We start from the raw sequence: 4,647 nt of genomic DNA, 5'->3' as shown, positions 1-4,647 counted from the left end.
AGTACAGNNAGTCCNAGTCCCCTTCGTCTAGAGGCCTAGGACATCACCCTTTCACGGTGAGTACAGGGGTTCGAATCCCCTAGGGGACGCCAGCTTTTTTTAGTTGGCTGCAGTATCAGTAGGTCACCGCTGCGGAGCGGTAGTTCAGTTGGTTAGAATACCGGCCTGTCACGCCGGGGGTCGCGGGTTCGAGTCCCGTCCGCTCCGCCACAGAATTCAACAAACGCCCCCAAACGGGGCGTTTTTGCGTTGGGGCGGCCCAGCGGCAAAAAAGCCCTTATTCAAGGGCTTTTTTTCTGCAGTAGCGCCTGCCTCACCATGAGCCCAACAGTCTCAGCGCAAAATCAGCGTCGCCTCGATCAGCTTGAAGGTCGGCTGCAATTGCCGCCATGCATCCTTGCTCATGCGCTCTGGCTTGCGCAGCGCCCTCCGCAGATCCGTGTCATCAAAACGTTCGCCCTTGCAGGCGAAAACAATGCTGTTGGTCATATCGTCGTCGATAACCTCGAATAGTGACGTGCCGAAGACCTCTCGCAGATGAGCGAGGCAGATCGGATACGACTCGCTCTCGAGATGCAGGTTTACCACCAGAATGCCATCTGGCAACAACGCCGCATCGCAATCCTCGAAAAACGTCTGTTCACACAACGCCGCCGGCATACCGCGCCCGTCATAGGCATCCACCAACAAGACATCGACCGGCTCAGGATCCATTTGCAGATACTGGCTGCCATCGGCAGCTATCACACGAAAACGCGCATCATCAGGCGGAACGTGAAAAGCGTCTCTCAACGCAATGACCTCAGGATCGATCTCCACCACATCGATCGATGCGTTGGGCAAATAGCGATGGCAAAACTTGGGTAAAGACCCGCCACCCAGGCCTATCATCAACATGCGCCGGGGATCGCTGTCGAACAGCAGAAAACCCATCATCAAGCGCGTGTACTCGAGCTCGAGAGCATGCGGATTGAGCACCGACATGATGCTTTGCACGGCAGCGGACCCCGCGAACTGCAATGTCAGCGCATCACGCGTACGGCGCAATTCGGGTGGTCCGGAATGAAAATCGGCAGGAGTGGAATCAGGCAAGGACATCGTGCATGGCGAAAGCGATCAACAACCACAGCATCTTACTGACTTTCCGCCTAACAGCACGCCTACAAGGGCCGAGCTGCACAACCGTCACCAAGACGTCACCTCAGACGCTATAGATTTTTCGAAATCGCTTTGGTTATCCCTTCGCCAGTGCAGCCTGCACCACACGATGTACCGCTCGAACCGCTGCGTCATTTGCACGCGGACGATAAGCGACCAAATTGATCGTGCGGCTCACGGCTGGATCCACAATCGGCGTGATAGCCAGCTCGCCACGCTCGAGTTCATCGCCAACGGAATGCACGGACAAAATACTCTGGCCTTTGCCCGCAGCGACGAGTTTTTTGATCGCGTAGGTCGAATCCACATCCAACAGCACCTTGGGCGCGCGGCCCACATGCTCGGAAAACGTTCTTTCAATCATCAATCGCAACGTCTGCGGAAACGCCGGCAGGATCAAAGACAACTGCGCCACCTCCGCCAACGATACAACCGCCGGTAACTGTCGTTTGAACGCAGGATCCGTGACCAAGTACAAATCCTCCTTGCCCAAACTGTGCACCGCCAAAGGCGTATTGCCCGGGACGTCATACACCACGGCCAAATCCACGCGGCCACTCTCGGCCCACTCCAGCAACGTACCGCTCATATGCTCGGTCAGCGTGAGCTTGATGTTGGGATAGCTGCGGCTGGCCTCGTCCAGCACAGTGACGCAGAACTTAGTGTTGATAGCCGTCGACATGGCCAACGTGACCTGCCCAATGGGGTTGACGTCAGAGGACTTGAAATCGTCCTGCACCGAGTCCACTCGGCGCAGGATTTCCAGGGCATGCGCTTTCAGGTGATGGCCGGCTGGAGTCAGCTCGATGCCGCGCGGCAGACGTTTGAACAGCACCTGGCCCAATTCCTCCTCCAACTGCCGCAAGCGCTGAGAAATCGCCGGCTGCGCCACATGAATCTGCGCCGCCGCGCCAGAGATACTGCCGCAGCGGATGATCGCCAGAAAATAGCGCAGTTGTGTCAGCGTCATGATGCTTTTCCGTTACCCGCACGGCCCCTGAATCCAGGGCGCCGCAGCCTGACGTCAGATCCATACATAATCATTTATATAAACCATATTTTTATACTATTTTACCTATAGCAGATTTGCATGAAGAATAGGCGAAAACATTCCGGAGACATTGATCATGTTCCTAAAGCAACTCGCCGCCGCCTTGGCCATCACCGTTGGCATGGGCGTAGCCAGCACGAGCGCACACGCAGCCTACCCTAGCCAACCCGTCAACGTCATCGTCCCGCAATCGCCGGGCGGCACCAATGACATCGTCGCGCGTCTGATTTCCGACAAACTGGCACAGAAACTCGGCCAGCCCTTTGTCGTACAAAACAAGCCCGGCGCAGGTGGCAATATCGGCACCGCCCAGGCCGCCCGTGAAAACGCCGACGGCTATACCGTCCTGTTCACAATCAGCAGTGCCCAAGCGATCAATCCGGCCATCTACAAAAATCCCGGCTTTGATCCGATCAAAGACTTTGCGCCCGTGGCCGCCGTCGGCAGCGTGCCCAACGTGCTGTGCGTCCACCCCTCATTTCCAGCCAATACCCTGGCCGAATTCATCACGCTGATAAAAGCCAATCCCGGCAAATACCAATACGCCTCGGCGGGCAACGGCACGCTCAACCACCTGCTCGGCGCCATGCTGGACGAAAAAGGCGGCCTCAAACTGGAACACATCCCCTATCGCGGCGTCGCCCCCGGCATGACCGATGTCCTCGGCGGACAGGTTCCCATCATCTTTGCCAGCCTGCCCTCTTCGATCGCCACGATCAAAGCCGGCAAACTGCGCGCCCTGGGCGTCAGCACCAAAGAACGCAACCCCGCGCTGCCGGACGTCCCGGCCATCGGCGAACAGATCCCCGGCTACAACGGCGAACTGTGGATCGCCATGTACGTACCCAAGAACACCCCCAAAGACGTCATCGACACGCTCTACAAAGCCACCGAGAGCGTATTGGCAGATCCCGACGTCAAGAAAAAATATGCCGACCTGGGCGTTGAACCGCTGAACGACAACCCCGAACAACTCGCCAAACGCCTGGACGACGACCTGAAACTCTGGAGCACCATCGTCAAATCCACCGGCGCAGAAGTGAACTAAACACCCATGACACAAACCGCTCAAACTCACGCCTTCACCCCCGACCAGGAAGGCCCGCTCAAAGACATCAAAGTCGTCGACATGTCGCGCCTGGTCGCCGGCAATATGCTGTCCGTATTCCTGGCTGATTTCGGCGCCGACGTCATCAAAGTCGAACGCCCCGAAAAAGGCGACGACCTGCGTCATTGGCGCGAAGGCGGCCAGGCGGTGTACTGGAAAGTCTACGGCCGCAACAAGCGTTCACTGGCACTGGACATCAAATCCGAAGACGGCCTGACACAGCTCAAAAAGCTGATCAAGTGCTCGCACGTGCTCATCGAAAACTTCGTGCCCGGCGGCCTCGAAAAAATGGGCCTGTCGCCCAACGTCCTGCACGCATTGAATCCTGCACTAGTCATCGCACGCGTATCAGGCTGGGGCCAAACCGGCCCCTACAGCCACAAACCCGGCTTTGGCACATTGGTCGAAGCCATGTCCGGCTACGCCTACCTGAACGGCTTCCCCGACAAGCCTCCCGCCCTGCCCCCCTTGGCCATGGCAGACATGATCGCCGGCATGTACGGCGCAGCAGGCGTCCTGACCGCATTGCGTAGCGCAGAAAAAACCGGCGTCGGCCAAATCGTAGACCTGTCGCTCTTCGAACCGATTTTTTCCCTGATCTCATCCGAAGCCGCAAAATTCCAGGCAACCGGCACGCCCACACTACGCTCGGGCAATCAGTCCGCGCACACCGCGCCGCGCAACGTCTACGTTTGCAAAGACGGCAAACACATTGCCATGTCGGGCTCCATGCAATCCATGGCCATGCGCATCTTCGACACCATCGGCATGCCCGAACTCAAGACCGACCCACGTTTTGAGAACAACGACGTGCGCGTACAAAACAAGGACCTGTTGGACGAAATCATCCAGAGCTTCGTCTCCCAGCGCGATCAAAACGACAACCTGGCCTTGTTCGAAAAAGCCGGCGTCACCGCAGGCCCCGTCTATTCCGTCGCCGACCTGATCGACCATCCCTACGTCACGGGCCGCGAAGCCATCGTCCACGTCCCCGACGCCGACATGGGCAGCGTCCCCATGCACAACATCATCCCTCGCCTATCCGCGAGCCCCGGCCTATTCCGCCGCCCCGCCCCCACCCTAGGCGAACACACAGCAGACATCCTGGCCGAACTGGAACACATCCAGTTAGCCCCCGAATCCCCCTAACGCGAAGCCGAACACGAGGGTTAACTCCAAATCCCCCGAACGCAAAACCGAACACCCGGCGACGTTCAACAATCGCCAGCAGGGGGCCGTCATATCAAGGCCGCGCCGGCCCGTAGAGNCCGCCGANCCANCCTTGTCAGGCGGGGGGCAGTCGGCTGGGCATGTTTGAGTGGAGCGCAGC

Annotated in this window: 4 protein-coding genes and 2 tRNA genes; 4 read left to right on the top strand and 2 right to left on the bottom strand. The window is 58.3% G+C overall.

The features are described 5' to 3' along the window. The first annotated feature begins 16 nt into the window (after window positions 1–16). A tRNA-Glu gene (locus tag ACNA0J_RS22460) sits at window positions 17–92 on the top strand. 41 nt (window positions 93–133) lie between these two features. Further along, window positions 134–210: transfer RNA gene (locus ACNA0J_RS22455), tRNA-Asp, on the top strand. 123 nt (window positions 211–333) lie between these two features. Here the strand turns inward: ACNA0J_RS22455 and ACNA0J_RS22450 are convergent. Both ACNA0J_RS22450 and ACNA0J_RS22445 read right to left on the bottom strand, forming a co-directional pair. Further along, window positions 334–1,098, bottom strand: coding sequence for a fused MFS/spermidine synthase (locus ACNA0J_RS22450; protein WP_415821086.1), 765 nt, complete (start codon window positions 1,096–1,098; stop codon window positions 334–336). A 136-nt stretch (window positions 1,099–1,234) separates the two neighbouring features. Further along, window positions 1,235–2,128 (bottom strand): LysR family transcriptional regulator, encoded by an 894-nt coding sequence (locus ACNA0J_RS22445; RefSeq protein ID WP_415821085.1) that lies wholly within the window; start codon window positions 2,126–2,128, stop codon window positions 1,235–1,237. Window positions 2,129–2,285: 157 nt separating this feature from the next. Here ACNA0J_RS22445 and ACNA0J_RS22440 point away from each other — a divergent pair, with 157 nt between their 5' ends. Both ACNA0J_RS22440 and ACNA0J_RS22435 read left to right on the top strand, forming a co-directional pair. Continuing rightward, on the top strand, window positions 2,286–3,257 hold the full coding sequence (locus ACNA0J_RS22440) for a Bug family tripartite tricarboxylate transporter substrate binding protein (protein ID WP_415821084.1): 972 nt from the start codon (window positions 2,286–2,288) through the stop codon (window positions 3,255–3,257). 6 nt (window positions 3,258–3,263) lie between these two features. Then, window positions 3,264–4,466 (top strand): CaiB/BaiF CoA transferase family protein, encoded by a 1,203-nt coding sequence (locus ACNA0J_RS22435; protein ID WP_415821083.1) that lies wholly within the window; start codon window positions 3,264–3,266, stop codon window positions 4,464–4,466. The last annotated feature ends 181 nt before the right edge of the window (window positions 4,467–4,647 follow it).

Origin of the sequence: Bordetella tumbae (assembly GCF_965139195.1) — a bacterium.
Classification (GTDB): Bacteria; Pseudomonadota; Gammaproteobacteria; order Burkholderiales; family Burkholderiaceae_B; genus Bordetella_A; species Bordetella_A tumbae.
This window is presented reverse-complemented; position numbering and strand designations above follow the sequence as displayed.